Genomic DNA, 1,380 nt, shown 5'->3' with positions numbered 1-1,380 from the left:
GAGGGGGCCGCTGCGGGCCGAGAGCTTCGATATTCTGTGCATCCGCGAAAACACCGAAGGCGAATACTCCGGCGCCGGCGGGCGTGTGCATCAAGGCACGCTGGACGAGGTCGCGGTGGAAACCTCGATCTTCACCCGGGCCGGGGTCGAGCGCATCCTGCGCTTCGGCTTCGAGCAGGCACGGGCGCGGCGCGGCAGGCTGGCTTCCGTCACCAAGTCCAACGCACAAAAATATTCGATGGTGTTCTGGGACGAGATCACGCGCAAGCTGGCCGCCGACTATCCGGACGTCGACGTGACCAGCTATCATGTCGACGCACTCGCTGCGCGCATGATCATGGATCCGCAGAGCCTCGACGTGGTCGTCGCTTCCAATCTCTTCGGCGACATACTGACGGATATCGGCGCGGCGATCCAGGGCGGGCTCGGCTACGCAGCTTCCGCCAACATCAACCCCGACCGCTCGGCGCCGTCCATGTTCGAGCCGGTGCACGGCTCCGCGCCCGACATCGCCCACCTCGGCATCGCCAACCCGATCGCCGCCATATGGTCGGGCGCAATGATGCTTGAACATCTGGGCGAAAAGGACGCAGCCGGCCGCGTCATGAACGCGATCGAAGCGACAACGGCGCGAGGGGTGGGAACCACGGCCGGCAAAGATCGTACGGACGCCATCACATCCGCCGTTGTCGCGGCGCTCACCTGATTTGCGAGGTCGTTTTCGATGAAAAGCCTGAAAGACAAAACTCTCTTCCGCGAGGCCGGTCTGATCGGCGGCAGATGGGTCGCGGCAGGTTCCGGCAGAACGGTCGATGTGATCGATCCGGCAACACAGATATCGATCGGCACAGTGCCCGACATGTCCGGCCCGGAGGCCCGCGCGGCCATAGAGGCCGCGGCTTCCGCCTATCGGGATTGGAAAAAGAAGACCCACGCCGAACGCGCCGCCCTGCTGGAGGCCTGGCATGGTCTGATGCTTAAGCATCTGGACGATCTCGCACTGATCCTGACCACGGAACAGGGCAAGCCGCTGGACGAGGCCAAAGGCGAGATCCGCTACGGAGCGTCCTTCGTCAAATGGTTCGCCGAGGAGGCGCGCCGGATCAATGGCCACACCATCCCCTCGCCTACATCAGACCGCCGCATCATCGTCCTGAAGGAACCCGTCGGCGTGTGCGGCATCATCACGCCTTGGAACTTTCCCAATGCGATGATCACCCGCAAGGTTGCGCCGGCGCTGGCCGCCGGCTGCACGGTGGTGATCAAGCCGTCCGAGTTCACGCCCTATTCGGCGTTGGCGCTCGGCGTGCTCGCCGAACGCGCGGGTATTCCCGCCGGCGTCATCAACATCGTCACCGGCATGCCGGCCGAGATCGGCAA

The 1,380-nt window shown here is 64.3% G+C and carries 2 protein-coding genes; both read left to right on the top strand.

What is annotated here, in order from left to right:
- On the top strand, positions 1 to 706 hold a 706-nt coding region (locus EOA60_RS33045; RefSeq protein WP_128312624.1), incomplete at its 5' end, for an isocitrate/isopropylmalate family dehydrogenase.
- A gap of 18 nt (positions 707 to 724) precedes the next feature.
- Positions 725 to 1,380: aldehyde dehydrogenase family protein (locus EOA60_RS33040; protein ID WP_128312623.1), on the top strand; the 656-nt coding region annotated here is incomplete at its 3' end.

The organism is Mesorhizobium sp. M1A.F.Ca.IN.020.06.1.1, assembly GCF_004023265.1.
GTDB lineage: Bacteria > Pseudomonadota > Alphaproteobacteria > Rhizobiales > Rhizobiaceae > Mesorhizobium.
This window is presented reverse-complemented; position numbering and strand designations above follow the sequence as displayed.